19 protein-coding genes and 1 pseudogene are annotated in these 19,662 nt (G+C 55.1%); 13 read left to right on the forward strand and 7 right to left on the reverse strand.

What is annotated here, in order from left to right; translation table 11 throughout:
• Window positions 1–113: 113 nt before the first annotated feature.
• The 8 genes from VV088_RS04510 to VV088_RS04545 all read left to right on the forward strand — a co-directional run bounded on the left by VV088_RS04510 (window position 114) and on the right by VV088_RS04545 (window position 6,758).
• A complete protein-coding gene (locus tag VV088_RS04510) occupies window positions 114–773 on the forward strand; it encodes a response regulator transcription factor (protein WP_334599583.1) in 660 nt (219 codons plus the stop codon).
• On the forward strand, window positions 770–2,203 hold the full coding sequence (locus VV088_RS04515) for a sensor histidine kinase (RefSeq protein WP_334599584.1): 1,434 nt from the start codon (window positions 770–772) through the stop codon (window positions 2,201–2,203). The genes VV088_RS04510 and VV088_RS04515 overlap by 4 nt, the downstream gene beginning before the upstream one ends.
• Entirely contained in the window at window positions 2,200–2,910 is a 711-nt protein-coding gene (locus VV088_RS04520; RefSeq protein WP_334599585.1) for a hypothetical protein, read from the forward strand. Before VV088_RS04515 ends, VV088_RS04520 begins: the two co-directional genes overlap by 4 nt.
• Window positions 2,911–3,000: 90 nt before the next feature.
• Window positions 3,001–3,900: a M15 family metallopeptidase gene (locus VV088_RS04525; protein ID WP_334599587.1), complete on the forward strand. Its 900-nt coding sequence runs from the start codon at window positions 3,001–3,003 to the stop codon at window positions 3,898–3,900.
• A gap of 165 nt (window positions 3,901–4,065) precedes the next feature.
• A complete protein-coding gene (locus VV088_RS04530) occupies window positions 4,066–4,512 on the forward strand; it encodes a DUF3795 domain-containing protein (RefSeq protein WP_334599588.1) in 447 nt (148 codons plus the stop codon).
• 593 nt (window positions 4,513–5,105) lie between these two features.
• Window positions 5,106–5,264: a hypothetical protein gene (locus tag VV088_RS04535; RefSeq protein WP_334599589.1), complete on the forward strand. Its 159-nt coding sequence runs from the start codon at window positions 5,106–5,108 to the stop codon at window positions 5,262–5,264.
• 151 nt (window positions 5,265–5,415) lie between these two features.
• Window positions 5,416–5,922, forward strand: a complete 507-nt coding sequence (locus VV088_RS04540; protein ID WP_334599590.1) for an RNA polymerase sigma factor — start codon at window positions 5,416–5,418, stop codon at window positions 5,920–5,922.
• 17 nt (window positions 5,923–5,939) lie between these two features.
• Window positions 5,940–6,758: a hypothetical protein gene (locus VV088_RS04545; RefSeq protein ID WP_334599592.1), complete on the forward strand. Its 819-nt coding sequence runs from the start codon at window positions 5,940–5,942 to the stop codon at window positions 6,756–6,758.
• Window positions 6,759–6,932: 174 nt separating this feature from the next.
• On the opposite strand, the gene VV088_RS04550 is transcribed toward VV088_RS04545, so the two are convergent.
• On the reverse strand, window positions 6,933–8,156 hold the full coding sequence (locus VV088_RS04550; protein ID WP_334599162.1) for an IS110 family transposase: 1,224 nt from the start codon (window positions 8,154–8,156) through the stop codon (window positions 6,933–6,935).
• A 363-nt stretch (window positions 8,157–8,519) separates the two neighbouring features.
• On the opposite strand from VV088_RS04550, the gene VV088_RS04555 reads away from it, so the two are divergent.
• Together VV088_RS04555 and VV088_RS04560 are read left to right on the forward strand one after the other, a co-directional pair.
• The gene (locus tag VV088_RS04555) at window positions 8,520–9,017 is read left to right on the forward strand and encodes an LptM family lipoprotein (protein WP_334599593.1); all 498 of its coding nucleotides are present in this window, start codon (window positions 8,520–8,522) and stop codon (window positions 9,015–9,017) included.
• Between the two features lie 17 nt (window positions 9,018–9,034).
• Window positions 9,035–9,772 carry a hypothetical protein gene (locus VV088_RS04560; RefSeq protein WP_334599594.1) on the forward strand — a complete coding sequence of 246 codons (738 nt, stop codon included), beginning with the start codon at window positions 9,035–9,037 and terminating at the stop codon, window positions 9,770–9,772.
• Between the two features lie 380 nt (window positions 9,773–10,152).
• Here VV088_RS04560 and VV088_RS04565 read toward each other — a convergent pair whose 3' ends face one another.
• Together VV088_RS04565 and VV088_RS04570 are read right to left on the reverse strand one after the other, a co-directional pair.
• Window positions 10,153–11,739, reverse strand: coding sequence for a hypothetical protein (locus tag VV088_RS04565; protein ID WP_334599596.1), 1,587 nt, complete (start codon window positions 11,737–11,739; stop codon window positions 10,153–10,155).
• Window positions 11,736–12,449 carry an ABC transporter ATP-binding protein gene (locus VV088_RS04570; protein WP_334599597.1) on the reverse strand — a complete coding sequence of 238 codons (714 nt, stop codon included), beginning with the start codon at window positions 12,447–12,449 and terminating at the stop codon, window positions 11,736–11,738. Before VV088_RS04570 ends, VV088_RS04565 begins: the two co-directional genes overlap by 4 nt.
• A gap of 421 nt (window positions 12,450–12,870) precedes the next feature.
• Between VV088_RS04570 and VV088_RS04575 the strand changes: the two are divergent.
• Window positions 12,871–13,086, forward strand: a pseudogene (locus VV088_RS04575) (hypothetical protein); the annotation flags it as partial.
• A 162-nt stretch (window positions 13,087–13,248) separates the two neighbouring features.
• Here VV088_RS04575 and VV088_RS04580 read toward each other — a convergent pair.
• The 4 genes from VV088_RS04580 to VV088_RS04595 all read right to left on the reverse strand — a co-directional run bounded on the left by VV088_RS04580 (window position 13,249) and on the right by VV088_RS04595 (window position 18,276).
• On the reverse strand, window positions 13,249–15,609 hold the full coding sequence (locus VV088_RS04580) for an ABC transporter permease (protein ID WP_334599598.1): 2,361 nt from the start codon (window positions 15,607–15,609) through the stop codon (window positions 13,249–13,251).
• Window positions 15,593–16,288, reverse strand: a complete 696-nt coding sequence (locus VV088_RS04585; protein WP_334599599.1) for an ABC transporter ATP-binding protein — start codon at window positions 16,286–16,288, stop codon at window positions 15,593–15,595. The genes VV088_RS04580 and VV088_RS04585 overlap by 17 nt, the downstream gene beginning before the upstream one ends.
• Before the next feature lie 63 nt (window positions 16,289–16,351).
• Complete coding sequence (locus VV088_RS04590) at window positions 16,352–17,581, reverse strand: sensor histidine kinase (protein WP_334599600.1); 1,230 nt, start codon at window positions 17,579–17,581, stop codon at window positions 16,352–16,354.
• Complete coding sequence (locus tag VV088_RS04595) at window positions 17,578–18,276, reverse strand: response regulator transcription factor (RefSeq protein ID WP_334599601.1); 699 nt, start codon at window positions 18,274–18,276, stop codon at window positions 17,578–17,580. Before VV088_RS04595 ends, VV088_RS04590 begins: the two co-directional genes overlap by 4 nt.
• A gap of 636 nt (window positions 18,277–18,912) precedes the next feature.
• Here VV088_RS04595 and VV088_RS04600 point away from each other — a divergent pair.
• Window positions 18,913–19,350 carry a hypothetical protein gene (locus VV088_RS04600; RefSeq protein WP_334599602.1) on the forward strand — a complete coding sequence of 146 codons (438 nt, stop codon included), beginning with the start codon at window positions 18,913–18,915 and terminating at the stop codon, window positions 19,348–19,350.
• Window positions 19,347–19,580: a hypothetical protein gene (locus VV088_RS04605; protein WP_334599603.1), complete on the forward strand. Its 234-nt coding sequence runs from the start codon at window positions 19,347–19,349 to the stop codon at window positions 19,578–19,580. The genes VV088_RS04600 and VV088_RS04605 overlap by 4 nt, the downstream gene beginning before the upstream one ends.
• Window positions 19,581–19,662 lie beyond the last annotated feature (82 nt).

Consider the following 19,662-nt stretch of genomic DNA (forward strand, 5'->3'; position numbering starts at 1 on the left):
GATATGTAACCTCCAAGCGATAAAATCCCACATAAGATAAAAGGGGAAATGCAGCGGTTATGTTGCTTATGCTTTAATGAGCATTCCACATATTTGACCAAGGAGGGGTTATCTTGCTCCAAGTTTTAATTGTAGAGGACGAAAAGCCCATCTCTAACCTGATCCGTCTCAGCCTGACCAAGGAGGGCTGCCACTGCACCTGCGCTTTTGACGGCGCAGCTGCGGCGGACCTGCTGGTGGATCATCACTATGACCTGATCCTGTTGGATGTGATGCTCCCGGAGATTGACGGCTTTGAGCTGATGGAGTACATCCGCCCGCTGGAGATTCCGGTCATCTTTCTGACGGCGAAGTCGGCGGTCAAAGACCGGGTAAAGGGCCTGAAGCTGGGGGCGGAGGACTATATCGTCAAGCCCTTTGAGGTCATTGAGCTGCTGGCCCGCATCGACGTAGTCCTGCGCCGGTATCAGAAGACGGACATGGTACTGGAGATTGGCGGGCTGAAAATCGACACCGCATCCATGCAGGTATGGCGGGACGAGGCAGAGATCAGCCTGACCAAAACGGAGTATGAGCTGCTGCTCCTGTTTGCCCGGAACCCCCGGCGGGCTCTATATCGGGAGACCATCTATGAGCGGGTATGGGGCGAGCCGTACCCCTTTGGCAGCAAGGCGGTAGACATCCATATCCAGCGGCTGCGCAAAAAGACCGGATGGGAGACCTGTCTTCGCGCGGTAAACAAGATCGGCTACCGGCTGGAGGTGGAGCCGTGAAGTTCCATTTGAAGATGACCCTGTGTATGCTGGCGGCGCTGGCCGTCCTGTTCGGAGCGGGTGGCAGTCTGCTGATCTCCGAATCCTTTGAGGACTCTCTGGAGCGGGAAAAGACGGCGGCGCTGGGGGACTACCGCATGGCCTGGGGCACCCTGCAGATCGTCAACAGCATGGATACCTACCTGGACAGGGACGCTATCGTCAAGACGATGGAGCAGTTATACCAGCAGAACAGCGCCTCCTGGTCGGACCTGCGGCTGTCTACCGGAGAGGAAGTGTTGTATGAAAGCAGAGGAACGCGGTCACCGTTTATCCAGAACGCCTGGGCTATTGAGGCTCCGGCGCCTGGCGTCTGCCTGTTCCGTATGCTGGACAACGGGGCCGGGGCGCGCTTTCTGACCTTTTCCGGGGCAGTCGAGACCAATGGAGATGTCCTCTATCTCACGACCAGCCATGATGTCTCTGCCCTATACACAGCCCGGCAGGCCCAACAGCGTACCTATATCCAGGTGTTTCTGCTGATGTGTCTGCTGTGCGCGGCGCTGTCCTACACGGTGTCCCGGCTGCTGACCGCTCCGCTGGGCGGATTGTCCCGGGCATCCCGGGCCATTGCGGCAGGCAACTTCTCCAGCCGGGTGCGGGTCCGCTCCAATGACGAAATCGGAGCCGTATCCACGGACTTCAACACCATGGCGGAAAAGATGGAGCAGACCGTCTCCGAGCTGAACCGGGCTGTGGAGGAGCTGCACCAGGCGATGGAGCGGCAGGAGCAGTTCACCGGCAGCTTCGCCCATGAGATGAAAACGCCTATGACCTCCCTGATCGGCTACGCGGAGCTGCTGCGCAGTGGAAGCTTAACGCCGGAAGAACAGGCAGAAGCCGCAGACTATCTCTATTCGGAGGGAAAACGGCTGGAGAGCCTGTCACACAAGCTGTTGGAGCTCCTGGTCCTGAAACGGCATGACCTGCCCTTCGCCAAAGTCTCTCCGGCGGAACTGGTTGAGGCGCTGGTGGAGAGACTGCGGCCGCTGTACGCCGCCAAAGGGATTCGTCTGTCCTGCGTATGCAAGGCGGGGGTCTGCCTGATGGATGCGGACCTGGTCTGGTCCCTGCTCCTGAATCTGGCGGACAACGCGCAAAAGGCGATGGAGCACGGCGGGGAAATCCAGTTTCGCCAGGAGATGCTGGAGGATGGGTGCCAAATCTGTGTGTTGGACGATGGCCGTGGCATCCCGCCCCAGGCGCTGAAGCATTTGACAGAGGCATTCTACCGGGTGGACAAGGCCCGGTCCCGGGCACAGGGCGGGTTTGGCCTGGGACTGTCCTTGTGCCGGGAGATCGCCGCCCTCCACAATGGAAGAATCTGGTTTGAGAACCGGCCGGAAGGCGGCGCTTGTGTCACGGTGGAGCTGAGAGGAGGCCGGCGATGAAATGGGTCAAGCAGTATATCCTTCCGCTGCTCACCTTCCTGTTAATCGCCGCCGGTGCGGCGATGCCCTTTGCTGTTTCCTGGGTACAGGACAATCGAATCAGTGGCCTTCAGGAAGAGTTTCCCCTGAGCACCGTCAATTTGAAACTGCAGCAGGAGGTCGGAGTCGGTCCGGTTCTGCGCCTGAGTTCCGGAAACTGTAATAGTATCCCCTGGGAGGAGGAAACAAAACTCACCGCACAGGAGGCGGTCGAGGCCGCTATGGCAGCGGCAGTGGAGCTGGAAGCCTACGGTCTGCTGGCTTCGGGTACGATAGAAAGGATTCGAGACAAGGAGAGTTGGGCGGAGCCGATTCTTCTCATTGGGGAGGACGGCAGCTCCGCACTGGTTTGGAACTGCTATTGGAGCGGCGATAGGCGGGATTTATATCTGTGCCTGATAGACGATGCGACCAGTAAGGCGGTGGAGCTTGTGGTGAGCAGCCCTACGCCCAGGGACACAGAGGCCGCCCATGCTCTGTTTGCAAACTGGAACGCATTCCTTCAGGATTACTATGGGATGGAGATTATCAGTGTGAAGGAGGATTCACAGGAACTGGACTCGGAAGGCGTGGTGTTCCAGTTTTCTTTGGGGGCTGATTTGCAGGACGGGCTTGCGCTTTGTGAGTTGGAACTTAGGATGCTTGACGGCGTAACAACATTTAATTAAAAATGATGCAGTTTCGTTGCCGGAATGTTAACGGTTCTTTCAACCTGCCCGCTATGATGGAGGCATCTCAAACAAAGAAGGTGCTTTATCATGAACCAAAGAGAATTGATGGTACGGCGGCCTGGCGGCAAGCGTGTTCGCAGGCGCAGACGCAGACAAAACGCATTGCTGAGGAGGTGTTTCCTCCCCGCCGCAGCGCTGTGCCTTTTGTTCGCGGTCTGTATTGTGGGATTCAAACCGGATGCTTCCGCTCAGGGAGACAAGACGCTGGCGGCAGAGAACACCTCTTATCGCGCCAACGTCCTGCCCCAGACCGAGCCGGACTTCTCGCTGCTGGTGCCTGAGCCGATAACCGATGATCAACAGCAGCCTGGGTCTGTACCGCCAGCGGCTTCTGGCAGCCCCAGAGCATCCGCTCCGGACAAGGACAGTTGGAATCTGATTTTGGTGAATCCCTGGAACTCGCTGCCGGCAGACGATACCCTTTCGCTGACGGAATTGCAGAATGGGCTTTCCGTGGATAGCCGGTGCTATCCGGACTTGCAGGCGATGATGGATGCCTGCCGGGCGGATGGCCTGTCCCCAGTGATCTGCTCCGCCTACCGTACACAGGAATACCAGGAGAAGTTGTTCCAGAACAAAGTCAGCCGCTTGATAGCCCAGGGGTACTCTGAAGCTGACGCCGCAGTGGAAGCGGGAAAGTCTGTGGCCGTCCCCGGCACCAGCGAGCATCAGCTGGGACTGGCGGTGGATATTGTAGACATCAATAACCAGCACCTGGATGAATCCCAGGAGAGCACGGCTGTGCAGAAGTGGCTGATGGAGCATTGCTGGGAATATGGATTCATCCTCCGCTACCCCAATGACAAAAGCGAGATCACCGGTATTATCTATGAGCCCTGGCATTACCGCTATGTGGGGCGCGAGGATGCGGAGCAGATCCATTCCCTGGGCGTCTGCCTGGAGGAATATTTAGAGGGGGCGTCCTGATGGAGTTTCACGCAAACGTGGGAAAGGATGTTTTGATCCAAGCCAACGGAAAGGACCGGTTATGGAGTTTATTTCCATGAAGCAGTAAAACCTTGACTTCCAGCGGCAAAGTTTTTATCATATAAACACCCAGCGAAAATACATCAAACTATGGAGGAAAAAATCGTGGGATCTATTTGTGGAGCCGATTGCGCGAAGTGTGAGTTTACCAAGACCTGTGCAGGCTGTACGGAAACGGACGGCGCTCCTTTTGGAAAACCGTGTCTTGTGGCGGGGTGCTGCCGGAAGGGTGAAAACGTATTTCAGGAGCTGAAGGACAAGCTGATTGCAGCGTTCAACGGGCTTGGCATTCAAGATATGCCGCCAGTGACGGAACTCTACGCTTTGAAAGGTTCTGTAATCAACATTGCGTACACACTGCCAAGCGGTGAAATCATGAAATTTTGGGATGATGACAAGATTTATCTGGGGTATCAACTTCCTAAACAGGACAGCGACAGGTGCTATGGGATCGTCGCTGACGAACAATACCTTATGGTATCTGAGTACAGCGGCTATGGCTCTGATGCTGAAATCGTCGTCTTTAAGCGTTGGGAGGGCAAACCCGAATGATGACCATAACGCCGAATTTGAATGTTGATGGCAAATGCGGGGAGGCGATTACACTCTGCTGAAAGAGGATATAGAGCTGGTTATTGTGCTGCCGTTTCTTGGCCATAGCGCAAAGTGGGAGATTCGGAACAAGAGGTGATTGGATTATCTGTTGAAAAGTAGTATTTTATTTCGCATTGAGCGACTTTATAGCATCAAGTCCAATTTCTATTTGCTCCACCATGAAATGATTGCCGCTCAAAGAATAGATTTGTTTTGCTTTTTCTATCTCAGCCATCCCTTTTGCTTCTTTTAGGAACATGGCGGTATCTTGGAGGTATCGCTGTGTTCCATTTCTTTTTCCATTTCCTAACCTGCTAAAAAGCCCACCAGCCCAGCAGTGGATACGAAATTGGGCAGTACAAAAATGTTTCTAATCTCATTACATATCCCTCAATATTCTAAAGAAATACAAGCTATTATATCATACAGGACATTCGCCCACAAGGCGGGGAGAAATAACAGGAACAATATGTTCAGCAGGTGTAACCTGCTCCATCCCAAATCCCACTATAAGGGTGAGAGGCCCTCAACACGAAACGGAGGACATGACCGTGGAAGACGACAAAATCATGGACCTGTTCTGGGCGCGCGACCAGGCGGCCATTGAGGAAACCAGTACAAAATATGGCGGCAGGCTCCAGCGGCTGGCTGTGAAAATTTTATATAGGGGGTACTCCGCAACCTCAAAGCCATTGCCCTGCAAGGGTTAGGAGGCAAAAATGGGAGTTTAAAGTGCAAGGTTTTTTGCAGAAAGTATATCAAAACCCTTGCACTTGACTTATAGTCACCTCTATATGCGGGCAGGAATGGACCATGCTTTCCCCATATTTCCTTGTTTCGATAAGGCTATAAAACCTGTTTTTGGCTCTTTTCCACGCTTTTGCCCTCAACTTCCTTTTGAACGGGGTTGCGGAGTACCCCCTATATAGCCATGAGGATGCGGAGGAGAGCGTCAACGACACCTATCTGTCGGCTTGGAACTCCATCCCACCCCAGCGGCCCATACATTTCTTTGCGTTCCTTGCGAAGATCTGCCGGTTTGCCGCCTATGGAAAGCTGGATTGGAAAACAGCTCAAAAGCGTCAGGCGGAGGTTGTGGAATTGACCGCTGAGTTGGAGACCTGCATCCCGGACGCAGCCGCCCAGGCCGCCTTTGACAACCGGGAGCTGGGGGAACTGCTGAACATATTCCTTGGGACATTGACTGAGGAGAAGCGGTTGATTTTCCTGCGCCGGTACTGGTTTGAGGACTCCGTGAAAGATATTGCCAAACGATATGGTATCGGGGAGAGCAAGGTGAAGACCACCCTGCTGCGTACCCGGACCAATCTGAGAAATTTCTTGGAGAAGGAGGGAATCCATCTATGAACGGGAAAGACCTGCTGATGGGTTTAGGGCATGTGGACGAGGCGTACATCCAGGCGGCGGAGGAAAAGACACTGAGGAAGCCCTTTGGTACGGTGTTAAGGCGCTATGGCGCTATGGCGGCCTGCTTTGCGGTGTTGATTGTTGCCACTACGGTGTTCTATACGCGCAGCCCCGTTGGTCCCACGCCGCCCGGACCGGTTGTCGCGCTCCCTGACATCAGCCAGCCGCCTGAGTTCGTCTCTGAGGAAGTGACCGTAGACATGAAGCAGGTTTACTTCAACGATGCCATAGGTTCACAGGAAGATATTTGGTATGACCCAGAGGTCTACACCATTACCTCGTTGACCGGACAGGCCCTTACGGACTATTATCAGCGGGACCTCACCCCGCTCTGGCTTCCGGATGGACTGACCCCATCGAAACAGAACGGCAGGGCAGAGCAGGTCATAGCGGCGGACGGCGCGATTGTCAGTGACATGGCTGTTCTTGATTTCTATTCTGGGTTCCAGGACGATAACTTGCCGGAATTGTACAAGGACACCAACGCCGCTAAGGGGCTAAGCCTGTCAGTTTCCCGGCTTGGCATACTGCCTCACTGGGACTACGTTCTGCCTGAGCAGGAGCGCCAGGCTACGGATATTGACGGCATAGCGGTCACTTTGGGTGTGAGTATCCGTCCGTGCGAGCCGGCTGGAACGGTGGAAGTGATCAATGCTGAGTGGGAGTCGGGTGGGCTGCACTTCCAACTGACAGCCCAGCAGATCGAGCGGGCGGACGTAGTCAAGACCATCGCATCTATCATCACCGGTACGGCGGACATTACAATCATCAACTGAATAACTGACTGACAGGAGTCTAATGGTATGAAGTCAAGTAGGTGATGCAAGAAAATTTCAAGGGAAATAGGGGACAAAAGGCTATGTTGGCGGTAAAAAGGCAACACCAACCCAAGCCCTGTCCCTGCAAATTTTTGAAACAGGGCCTATTACGTCAGAGCGGCAGGCATCGGCCTAACTCTCCGGCGGGATATACAGGCGGTTGTCCATCAGCAGCCGATAGACCAACCGAACCAGCTTTCTGGCAGTTAAAGCGAGGGCGCGTTTATGCTGGAACTGATTGACCTCTTTGAATTTAAGGTCATAGTAGCGCCGGAACTCGGAGTCGCATCTTCTCACGGAGTTGGCGGCTTCCAGCAGGTAATAACGTAGATAGCGGTTACCGGACTTAATGAGCTTGGTATGCTGAGCCTCAAAGTCGCCGGACTGGTGCTGCGTCCAGACAAGACCGGCATACTTGGCAACGGATGCTTGGGAGTTGAAGCGGTGGACATCGCCGATCTCGGCAATGATACCAGCGGAGTAGACCTTGCCGATACCGGGGATGGAGGTAAGCGTGTTGGGGATGATCTGAAACTGCTGCTCAATGGCCTTGTCCAAGACCTTGATCTGCTTCCCCAAAGCCCGCATGGTGGCGATAGAAACGGCCATCGCCTGATTGACTGAGTTATTCACAGTGATGGGCAGACGGTAGGAGTTTCTGGCGGCGGTCTGGATTGCTTTGGCCTTGGCCGCCGGGTCCGCGAAGTTACGCCCGGTTTCATCAATGAATTTGGTGAGTTCGTCCAGGTCGGCGTAGGCCAGCTCGTCCACCGTTTCAAACCGCTCCATCAAGGCGATGGTGGTGGCGCTGGAGTTGGCGATATCCTTGTCCTGGGCCATGCCGCAGCATTTTAGGAACAGGTAATTGGCGAAGTGCTGCTTCTCCCGTGTCAGGTTTTGTACGACATCAAATCTGGCCCTGGTGAGGGTTTGCAGGGATTTATAGCGATAGTCGTCCATGTAGACCTCCTTGCCGATCCTGCCGAAACGGAGATGGTCGGCGATTACAAAGGCGTCTACCCAATCGTTCTTGGGCAGGTCCGGGTAGGATTCCTTGAACTTCCTGACCTGCTTGGGGTTGAGTACATGGAGTTTCCTCTGATACCGGCCCAGCCGCCTGTCCTCGCGGAGCGCGTAGACCAGGCTGTCCCCGTAGATGGATGTGGCCTCCAGGCCGATCACCACATCGTTGAGCCCCATAGTCTCCATTGCTAACACGATCTTCTCTGACATCAGTTTAGCACCGCCCAGGTTGTTTTGCACGGAAAAACTGCTGTGCTTGCTGCCGTCAGGCTTCATCAGGTAGGTCACATTGTTCTTACTGCTCACGTCAATGCCTACAAAAAGTGGGTTCATGATTTTCACTTCCCCGCGTGGAGATTTCAGGCCAGCAGGCTTTGAGATACCCATGATATCCGGAGCATCCGCAACCTCGCTTATCAGAATCATTCCGGGGCGGGCCAATGCGATAGCCCTCACTGCTGGAAGGGCGGCCCTGCTCCCGGTAAACAGCTAATGAGTTTGCAGCTAACTTCCGGTTCAGGGGAACGGACTCCATCTGAAGCAGCCTTTCAGCTCGACAAGGTAATTGAGAACTTGACCCTGCTGTCCTACAGCTATTGTATCACGGGCATCTCATAGCCTGTTGGCCAATTGGAGTGAACCATGCAGATTCACTTTAAATTCATCTGCAAATCTTATTATACGAGGTAATCTATTATGAAAAAAATCTTTGCTTTTTGTCTTGCGGCTGTAATGCTGCTCTCTCTGGCCGCCTGCGGCCAGGACATTCCCAAGGGCGACGAGGCGGACGGAAGCTCCAGCCAACAGGTTGGCGAATCTAACATGAATGGCAACCCCGAGAACGACTACCGGTCAGGGCCGGACCTTGCTCCCGAGGATGACCCGAGCGCAAAGTCCAGCCAGCAGAGTGCTGAAGAGGGCCAGGCCAACCTTCCCAAGGGAAACGAGAAAAATGATGCTGGTAGTTCCGATACAGCCAGCGGCGGTGCTAAGCAACGGAACGAAACTTCCAAGGGTGTGCCGGAGAATGCCGATAGCATACCGGACATTGCCCCGGAGGATGATCCTAATGCGGGCACCAACCAGCAAGTCGCTCAGCAGTTCCTGGTCGATCTTCCCGAAGATGATGGCAGTGGATTGGAGGATACAGCAGATACTGCGTCTTACGCAGGCGCTGCGGCAGATAAAACTTAACGGTGAGGTAAGTGAATATGAGAAGACGATTCCTATTTCTGGTTGCGGTTATAATTTTGACGACTGCATTGGCCGGCTGCCAAGGGAAGGTTTCCGAGCCTTCGGATGAAACGACACCAGAGACAATAATTCGGAACTTCGGTGCCGACGAAGCTAGCTGGCGTGCATGGGATGACCTGCATGAGAATGATTTAGAGTGGATGGATGCCGCAGCATTGAATATTGATTTGACCTGTCCACTCTCGTGCGGAACAGTATTTTTCTGTGAGAGTGGTGCGGCTGTTACTCCAGATGAGGCTGCAAAGATTTTGATATCCTCCATGCTGGACTCCATGGGTGAAGATTCCAATGAGCGCCAATTTACCATTTTGGACTATGCGGTGCCAGATCAGATTCTGCAGACCAGAGCGGATGTCATTACCAATGCGTTAGGCTTGCTTGAAAGTGGAGAAGTATCATCGGAAAGAGCTGACTTAGAAGAGTGGTGCAGATTTTATTTTGGACAATTTCCGGGGATTGATGACAATATGTGGTTTCTGTATCCGGATTTTTCGATCAGATGGTCTGGCCAATGTGGCATAAGCGAGTATGATGAATTTATTGGCGGTGAGGAGATGGACGAAAATGGGCTTGTCCCCATAAGCTATACACTGGCGAGATCGCTGGAAGCAAATATCTTTTTGCTGGCCCAAACAGATGGTGGATACTATCTTCAAAGTGCGGAGGCATTTTACGCCAGTCATACATACGCCTGAGTCTATAAATTAGGGGGTACTCCGCAACCTCAAAGCCATTGCCCTGCAAGGGTTAGGAGGCAAAAATGGGAGTTTAAAGTGCAAGGTTTTTTGCAGACAGTATCTCAAAACCCTTGCAGTTGACAAATTGTCACCTCTATATTCGGGCAGGAATGGACCATGCTTTCCCCATATTTCCTTGTTTCGATAAGGCTATAAAGCCTGTTTTTGGCTCTTTTCCACGCTTTTGCCCTCAACTTCCTTTTGAACGGGGTTGCGGAGTACCCCCTAATTATACTATGGCTGATCGCTTCATCTGCGTTTCAAAAAGCGGGGTATGCTTTGGAGGTCGCCCGAACCGTCCGAGAGGCTGACAGCTCTGTGAACGCCGGGGCTTGCTTTTACAGCGCCTGGAGCATGACCGGGCCGCGCTTGGAGAGGACAGCGGCACACACCGCCGTCAGCAGGGCGAACAGCAGGATCGGGAGGGCCAACGCAGCCCAGCCCGCCGTCTGACTGCCCAGCCAGTACAGCCCGCCCGCCGCGGCCAGCGCCGCCATAGGGACGAACATGGCCAGGGTGGCAGCCAGGGACTGCTTGATGACCACGGTCTCGTTGACCGCGTCCAGCTTGGGGAAGGTCAGCCCCATCAGCATCCCAAACATGGCGTGGCCCACCGCAAAGAGCAGCGTGGCAATCAGAAGCGCGGCGCCCTGCCACAGCTGGAATCCCAGCGCAACGGAGATGCACGCCCCGGCAATTACAGTACAGGGGAGGGTGAGCAGCAGCTGGAACCCTACCTTGACCCACAGCAGCGTACTGCCCAACATGGGAGCTTCCCGCAGGATCCAGAGGTACTTTCCCTCCAGGCTGACGGAAGGGGCGGTGATGAGGCAGGTACACAGGCAGAAGCAGATCACAGCCGCAGCCATAGGCAGCAGGGGGAAATCTTCCGTACCAACAAAGGCAAGCAGCTTCTCCCGCATCACCAGGGAGGCCGCTCCGGCGGCCAGCAGCATAATCAGGCCCAGGCCGGCATTCCAGAAGTACATGGGCGTGCCAAAAAACCGCTGGGCCTCCTTCCGCAAAAGGGCCTTCTTCTGACTGGAGGCGGATTGGGCGGAGAGCTTATAGTTGCTCTGGGCAGATCGGGCGGCGAAGGCTGTGACTGCCTGCCGGTAGACCCGGCCTAAGCCGAACACCACCAGGGCAAAGGGAATGACACAGCAGGCGGCGAAGGCCAGCAGCAGCCTCCAGTCCCCCAGGATGCCCTCGCCCATCCACAGCAGGGGCGCGGCCCAGTTAAGGGAGTCCTTTATACCAGCGGCATTGGCGGCAAGGCCGCTAATCATTCGGTTAAGGTTAAAGGAAAAATAGAACACCACAACCAGAAACAGGCCCGTTACGATGTTCTGTCCCAGCGCACCCTTGGATACCCTGGCGGACAGAAAGGCCACCAGCGCCCCCAGCAGGACTGACAGCGCCGTATCCAGCAGGGGCAGAGTCAGGGCCGAAATGAAAAGCCGCGCCCAAAAGAGAAGGCTGTGCCCCACGCCGTTCTGGGTCAGCATTGTGCAGACCACCCCGGCAGGGAGCAGGACAAAGGCAGAGAACAGCAGGTTTTCCAGGTAGATGGCCGTCACCCGGCTGGCCATCAGCAGGGTGGAGGATACCGGCATACTCAGCAGCAAATCGTTGTCCTTCCCGCCAAATACCACGCCCTTGACGGCGAAGGTGGTAAACAGCAGCCCGCCCACCAGGGCGGCCATGCCCATAAAGAGGAACACCAATAGCTCCATATGCGAGGGGGCCAGCGCCTGCATCAGCATGTAGCTGTAAAAACCGGAGAGGTAGAGGCCCAGGCCGGCAATGACCATGACAGCGCCCAGGCCGGTGGCCGCCTTTTTCCGGCTGCGGCCCCGGGAATTGGTGGAGGAGAGCAGCATAGACTGGATGCTCACCTTCAGCAAAACGAGAAACTTCTTCATTTCTCCCCCTCCAGCTCCAGGAACACGTCCTCCAGGGAGGAATCGCCCACCAGCTCCGCCGTAGGACCGGATTTTACCAGCTGCCCGTGTTTGATGATGGCGATTTTGTGGCACAGCTTCTCCGCCACCTCCAGCACATGGGTGGAGAAAAACACCGCCGAGCCTCCCTGACACAGCTCCGCCAGATAGCCTTTCATCAGATGGGCGGCGGCGGGGTCCAGGCCTACAAAGGGTTCGTCCAGAATCAGCAGCCTGGGCCGGCGGATGAAGGCTGAGATCAGGGCCAGCTTCTGCCGCATTCCGTGGGAGTAGCTGCCGATGGGAGAGCCTAGATTCCCTGTCAGCTCAAAGGCATCAGCGTACTTGCCGATGTCGGCGGTCCGCTGGTCTGCTGGGATGCCGTACAGGTCGGCGATGAAGTTGAGGTAGTCAATGCCCTTCATAAACTCGTAAAGGTCCGGGTTGTCGGGCAGGAAAGCGGTGACCTGCTTGGCCGCCACCGGTTCCCGCTTGATATCGTGGCCGTCGATGGTAATGGTCCCTTCGGTGAAGTCCATCACCCCCGCCACGGCCCGCAGGGTGGTGGTCTTGCCAGCTCCGTTGTGGCCAATGAAGCCGTAAATTTCCCCAGGTTGGACATGAAGGGTAAGATCGTCCACCGCTTTTTTACCGCCTGGGTACGTTTTGGAATAGTGTTCGATGTAAAGCATGATAGTCTCCTTTCGGCTGAAGTATTGTGTAGGGTCAGAGATGGAAAACAAAGGTGACGACCAAAATAACAACGGCTAAGGCGAGGATGATGAGGCCCTGCGGCCGGCGATCCTATTTCAGCGGTTCTTATTCATAATAGGTTACCTCCATATGTGCATCGTACACCTTCCGGTTTGTGGAAGGTCAAGAGTTTTTTGGTTTTATTCTTGAAGTTGTCTTTCAGCTTCACTGTCTGAGCGTGCTTTCTCGCTGCTGACCGCCGGCGCCGAGCTTTAATTCCGCGACAGTCCTGTTGGTTAAGTTTGCGATATGGTCTTGCGATAGTGCCAGGACAGGTATTATACTGACAGTGTTTCGGACTGCGGAAGGCTATATGTGAAGGAACAGCAGATGCACCAGGATACCAAGGAAGAGACGGCAATGCCAGAAATCATAAAAGTACGCGGGGCGCGGGTCCACAACCTGAAAAATATCGACGTGGATGTTCCCCTCAATCAGATTGTCGCCATTGCCGGCGTGTCCGGTTCCGGGAAGTCCTCCCTGGCGCTGGGTGTTCTGTATGCCGAGGGGTCCCGGCGCTATCTGGAGGCCCTGTCCACCTACACGAGAAGGCGGATGACCCAGGCCGCCCAGGCTCCGGGGCATCTCCCTGGACCAGGCCTGTCAGATGCCCCAGTCCATGCTGATGGAGTGGGTGGCCGGGGTGCCCGACTCTCTGCCGATAGAATATGAGATGGCAGACGCTTTTCATATTGAAGAGGCAGATAATCGGCTTGGAATTATCTGCCTCCTGTTATATCACTGTGCGCAAATGGTATCAACAATGGTCATGCTGTGGATCCGTTTTATGGGCCCATATACTGCCAATGCTACGGAAAAGAGGAGGATCAGGAGGATGATCCCTAACTCAGACCAGGGAATGCCCCACGGCTCGCCCCACTTTTGCCCAATCAGCATGGCGAACAGGAGCCTGTTGGCGAGCAAGCCCAGTACAGTGCCGGCCACGCTGCCTGATAAGGCGTAGGCCCCCGCCTCTGCAACTACCATTTTGGACAACTGCCGGGTGCTCAGTCCGATGGCCCGGAACGCACCATATTGCTTTGTTCTGGAAGCGACACTCATGGCAATGCTGTTGACCACGTTGAAAATCGTAATCAGGGCAATCAGGACCAGAAAACCATAGACAAAAAGATTAAAGCAGTAATAGATGCCCCGCGTGCTGCTGTTTCCAAGCCGTTCATCTGAGAAGGTGTACTGGGTTCCCACGATCCGATGGATCGCATTTACCTCACTGTCTGAGGTTCCGCTGTTCAGTTGGATATCAAGTACCGTGTAGTTGGACAGGCCCGTCATTTGCCGGAACGTATCTTCGGAGCAGATAACGATTCCTGTACCAGCGGCGTTGCTGAAGGGGCAATCGGATAGGAGCCCTGCGATTTTTAGTTCCTGCGCCCGTCCGCCTGCCTGTACGGTGATGATATCGCCAACCTGCGCTGTGCTGGCGGTCTCTTTCACCACCAGCCCTGTGCCGGGCTCCGTTTGGACCTCCTCAATGGAGCCATCCAGAAGGTAGCCCCTGGCCCAGCCGAACTGTTTTGACTCATAGGAAATCAGATCAAGAGAGGATACCGTGCCGCTGCCTGCCGTTGGAAGTCCGTAGGCAAACATCCGCCCGTAGACGGCTTTCACTGCCGGCATTTCATGCAGCCGCTCCAGCAGAGAACGGTCCACGGAACAGGTCTGGTCCGGGCTGACAATGGAGAGGTCCGGGGTCCAGGGCTGCAGGGGTGTCAGGGCGTGGCGCATGAAGTCAACGGTTACGGAGAAGGAGAGGAAAAGAACAATGCTCAAGGCGAAGGAGCCGGTCATGAGCAGGTAGTTTTTCCGGCTGGAGACGGCGTGGTGGAGGCCCAAGGCGGTATCGACCCGTGTCAGTCTGGTGTTGGCAGCAGAGCGGACAGGACGCGTATCCCCGGCGCTTCCGGACACGGCTGCCAGCGGCGAGACCTTCGCGGCGCGTTTTGCCGGGGAGCGGGCCGCGAGCATCACGGTCAGCAGTCCCACCAGGACGCCGGCGGCCACGCTGGGCAGGCTCAGGCCGAAGGCGGGCATTTCTGCAAAGTAGCCCGGGCTGAGGTATCGAAGGATGGCGCACAGGACCCATATCACCACGACCCCCAAGGCCACACCGGCGGGGATCGCAAGGCGGCACCAGCCGAGCGCTTCCCTGCGCACCATCTGCATGACCTGTCTGGGCGTTGACCCAATGCAGCGCATCAGGCCGAAAAATTCCATGCGCTGTGCAACATTGCTGTTCAGGCTGCTGGCGATCATCAGAATCCCTGCTGACATGACCAGAACGAAGAGAATCCCTGCCGCCGCGTAGATGAACATCATAAAGCTGTCCCTGCTCTGCCCCAGCAGGCCCAGCAGCTTTGTGTTTTCGGATACCTGGCCGTCTGACAGCTGGAAGGCCGACTTGAGATTTTTGATGTTTCCCTGGATATCCCGGGTATGGGAGAATTGGACATAGAACGTGATGTCAAAATCGGAGGGTTCCCCCTCTGTGACGCCGGGGTAGACCGCACAATAATCTTCCATACACAAGAAAAGCCCATAAGCGTCGCTGCGCATCAAGCCGGAGGAGTTCCCTACAAATCCAGTGATCGGATAGTGGAGTGAAGTCCCATCCGGGGTGCTCAATGTTACCTCGTCCCCAATGTGGAGGCCCATCATCTCCCTGGCGTTTTCTGTGACCAGCGCGCCGCCCTCTGCCTGTGGGTAAGCGCCCTCCGTCAGCATATCAGGAAAAATTTTTGTGACAAGGGCTTCCTCGCTGCCGAAGATCACCGCCTCCTTTCCTCCCATGGTATAGCCCAGATTGGCGCCAAAATTCAAAGTACCATAGGGGGAAATTACCGCAATGTCGGGCCGGGCCGCCATCAGCGCCCCATTCTCAGCGCTGATGTTTCTCAGGCCGATATGCCAGCTGCCATCGTCCCGCTGGGCCTGTAAGATCTGGCTGCGGATAAACATGTCCGCCATACCGAAAATGGTGGTTACCAGGAATACGGACAGGATAATGCAGAGGATGGACATCCGGTTCTGTTTCCGGTGTACCTTCGCTGAGATGGGGATCAGGTCAAGAAAGTGTTTCATCCGCTTCCCCTCCCAAGTCCGTCAGCACGCCGTCCGCCACCTGGAAAACGCGATCCACGGAAGCGGTCAGGTTTCGGTTGTGGGTAATCATCAGAATGGTCTGCTGATAGTGCCGGGACGCCTGGGTCAGCAGCTCCATGACATCGCGGCTGTTCTTGCTGTCCAGATTTCCTGTAGGCTCGTCGGCCAGGATCAATTTGGGCTTTGTAATCAGCGCCCGGCCGATGGCCACCCGCTGCTGCTGGCCGCCGGAGAGCTGGTTGGGCAGGTGATTCCGGCGGGAGGTCAGGCCCAGCAGCTCCAGAATCTCCTGGACAGCGGCGGGATTCGGTTTCTTATAGTCCAAGAGCAGGGGAAAGATGATGTTCTGCTCCACATTCAGCTCGGAGACAAGCTGAAAGGACTGGAAAATGAAGCCGATATTCCGCCGCCGGAAGATGGTACGCTTTTCTTCACCCATGGAGAACAGGTCCTGTCCGTCCATCCGGACTTCGCCGGAGGTGGGGGTGTCCAGAGCGCCGATGCAGTTGAGCAGGGTGCTCTTGCCGGAGCCGGATTCGCCGACCACTGCGGCAAATTCGCCCTTTTCCAGGGAGAAGGACACGTTTTTCAAAGCGTCGACCTTTGTCTCGCCCTTGCCATAGGTCTTACACAAATTCTGCACGGTCAAAATTTTCATAGCGCAAATGCCTCCTTGAACTTGAGTATAGCAGAGGCAGCTTACAATCAGGTGAATTTCAGCTTACAGTTCTGTAAGGAAGGAGAGGGTGAAGGTTGTGCCGATTCCCGGATCGCTCCGCACGGCGATAATTCCGCCCTGCCCCTCTATAATCGACTTTGCCAGGGGGAGCCCCAGCCCGATCCCCTGGGTGTCCAGAGAGCGCTTGCTGCGGTAAAACCGCTTGAAAATGTGGTGGATATCCTCCGGAGCAATGCCGCTGCCGTTATCTGTAATGAAAATACGCAGCATGGCAGGGGTATGCTCCCAATGGATGCGCACGGTTCCGCCTGGACCGGTGTGGTCCAGAGCGTTTTTCACGATATTGCCGATGGCCTCGCAGGTCCAGTCCCTGTCACATACCAGCTGCTGTCTGGCATCTCCATCAACGAGAATCTGCTTGCTTTCGCGCTCCGCCCGGGTCGTCAGCTCGCGGATGGATTGGGATACTAGCGCAGCGACATTGAGGCAGTCCTTCTCAAACACGATATTCCCCGTATCCAGCCGGGTGATTTTCAGCATGGCTTGAATCAGATATTCCATACGCTTCAGCGAAACGGACATTTTGGCGGAAAATTCCCGCACCGTATCGGGATGCTCCGGTTCATCCGCAATGATTTCCTGATACATGGTAAGGGCAGCCAAGGGCGTCTTGAGCTGGTGGGAGATGTCCGATATAGATTTTTTGAGGAATTCCTTGGCCTGATGCTCGGTTTCTGTTTTGGCCTGGAGCATGGTTGCCAGCTGTTCCACCTGGGCAAATATCTGATAAATTGCACCCTCGCTGCTTCGGGGCAAGTGCTGGGAGTAATCCCCGCAAAGATAGCCGCTGACGGCTCGGTCCGCCTGACAGTACAAGCGTTTCCGCGCCGAAAAGAACACCCATGTTCCGGCAAGGAGGGCAATGACCAGCAGTATGGCCATACCCAGGGCGGCGGCAATACTGGTACGCTGGAGCTGTGCATGGAATGGCAGCAGGCTGCTTTCGGCCGTGGCATCCACGCCCGCCATGGCGAGCAGAGCCGTTCCTTCCTCGCTGATTTCTGCACTTGTGAGCGCAGCGGCAATGACCGTGCTGGGAATATCCTGCTCAAAAAGGGCAGTTGCGATAGCCGCGTTGTGAGACAGATAGCTGGCCTTTGCCAGTTCCACTTGGATCATACTCAGCAGCAGCCCCATACCGACAATACAGAGGGAGAAACACGCCAGAAAGAGTCCATAGGTTCTAATCTGCCTGTCTTGATAAAAGCTCATGGCGAAACCTCTTTCCATTGGTAGCCAAAGCCCCGGACCGTAAGCAGATGCAGAGGGTGGGAGGGATCAGCCTCCACCTTCTCCCGCAGGCGGCGCACATAAACAGACAGGGTGTTGCCGTCCACATAATTTCCGGCGTCGTCCCACAGCTCGCTGAGGATGGTGTCCCGCGTAACAACGCGGCCGGCGTTGCGTACCAGCAGGCAGAGCAGGCGGTATTCCGCGCCGGTCAAATCCAAGGACCTGCCGTCCAGGTAGGCCCGGCTTCCCAGAAGGTCGATTTGGGTGTCACCGCATTGGATGATCTCCGATGACGCCGGCTTGGCCACACCGGCCCGGCGCAGCAGCGCCCGGATGCGGGAACACAGCTCGCCCAGCTTGAACGGCTTGGTCATGTAGTCGTCACCGCCGCTGTCCAGACCGCGGATGATGCTGACTTCCTCGTCGGACGCGGTCAGAAAAATAATGGGGATCCGCTGATTTTGCGCCCTGACCCGTTCGCAGACTTCAAACCCCGTTCCGTCCGGCAGAGTGACATCCAGAAGCAGCAGAACATACTGGCTGAGGTTGGGCAGAAGCGCAAGCGCCTCAGCGACCGTCCGGACAACGTCTATTTCGTAACCCTGCCGCTGCAGGGAATAGGTCAGTCCATCAATCAGACTCACATCGTCTTCCAGCAATAGAATTTTATCCATACTTGTGTCTCCTGAGCTTGGTAGCGTTCGTCCAAATTATATAGGAAAGTCAGAGGACAATACAAGGCATAAATTGTAAACTGCATGAGAGACTGCATTAAAAATTGAAACTTGAAGAAATAGCTTATTTTATTATCGGAGGTGTAGTTTTGCTCATGCGCTTTATATATAGGCCCGTCTGTGAAACATCAGGCAAAACAAATCCTGCAGAAATGGAGTGAACACAAAATGAGTGAAAAGCAAAATAGCAGTCCCTATTTCCCGCCGCTATCTGGCAAAGTTGAGTGCGGCCAATGCAAGGACACCGAGTGCCGGTGCTTGGGCAAACACCAAAGAAGCCGCCGAGATTTCATGCATACCTCCGGCCGCTGTCCCAGGCTCCCTGATCAGCGGAGCTTTGCGGATGAAAAGGAGCAGAAACTGTATGCTGAGCCCTTTCCCATCGTTTTACAGAGCAAAGCGGCAGCGTACTTATAACTCCTGCGGCATGACCAGTCAAAACATTCAAAGGATGTGCTGAACAGTGAACAGAGCGATGATACCCAAGCCGCGCCGATGCAAAATATTTCATTGTGACCGGCGGCGAGGCAGTTTCTGCTGCGCTGACTGCGGTTACAAGCGGAGCGGCGGACATATGTGATTTTGGAGCAGGTGTTTTCCATCTTCAATAATGCCCTGCCCACCGGGTACTGCAGCCGCAGCCTGTCGGTGGGCGATATCGTCCAACTGGAAGGTTTGCACTATCTATGTGTGGTCTGCGGTTTTGTGCCAGTCACATTTACGACCAGCCGGCGCAGTACAGCTATTGAAGCGCCGCAGACATGCACGCTGTCCCTGCCTGATGGGACGGTTCTGCGGGCAACCGCCCACCCGGAACCTGCGTATCCGTGTATCAATATCGACCTTATTGCTGCTGATGGCACAGAAGACCGCGTGTGTTTCGTGGAGTACAGCCTAGAGAAGGAGCCTGGCCATGAACTGTGCATCGGTGTCTATTGCGCAGAGAGTGATGAGACTGTCTACTATAACAGCTACCATCTAATGGACGGAGACGAGGAGGGAAATGACGATTGAGCACGATGCTTTCGCCGGGGCGCTATAAGGCAGAAAACAACGACAACTTTTTATCCCAATACTCCATTGTCATGGAGGTAAAGGAAACTGAGAAATCGTACATTTTCCAGCTTGTAGAACTCAACAGCAGGTACAGTGCCGACCATATCAAGCACCTCTTTGCAAAGTCGAAGAGGGTCATCATCAGAAAGAACTGTGGTGGCCACGCCATGAGAGTGTGGGGGGGATGATACATTTACACTCTACCCCTTTCAGGCCGGTATTCCGTACTATTTCGTAAAACAGTAAAAATTAACTGCGGGGGACCAGCGT

This window comes from Lawsonibacter sp. JLR.KK007 (assembly GCF_036941135.1).
Classification (GTDB): Bacteria; Bacillota; Clostridia; order Oscillospirales; family Oscillospiraceae; genus Lawsonibacter.